Raw genomic sequence first — 297 nt, 5'->3', positions numbered from 1 at the left:
CTTTGGGTCATTCCTGCATCATCCAATTTTTTCTTGAATCTTTTACTCGTATATTGGAAGCCACGATCGCTGTGAAAGAGTGGTTTAGCATCCGGATATGTCTGATGTGCTATATCAAAAGTTCTAAAAACAAGTTCATTGTTGTTGAAATGTCCAACCACAAAAGAGACAACACTTTTATCTGCCAAATCAAGGATTGCACTAAGATAAGCTTTGCTTTGAAGACCATACTTCATTTCGGTCACATCAGTTAGCCATTTTGTACCAAATTCATTGGATTGAAAATTTCTATTTAAG

At 35.7% G+C, this 297-nt stretch carries 1 protein-coding gene; it reads right to left on the bottom strand.

Translation table 11 applies throughout. The features are described 5' to 3' along the window. On the bottom strand, positions 1 to 297 hold a 297-nt coding region (locus tag P6N53_RS18540), incomplete at both ends, for a DDE-type integrase/transposase/recombinase (RefSeq protein WP_304545841.1).

This window comes from Desulforamulus aquiferis (assembly GCF_030577015.1).
GTDB lineage: Bacteria > Bacillota > Desulfotomaculia > Desulfotomaculales > Desulfotomaculaceae > Desulfotomaculum > Desulfotomaculum aquiferis.
This window is presented reverse-complemented; position numbering and strand designations above follow the sequence as displayed.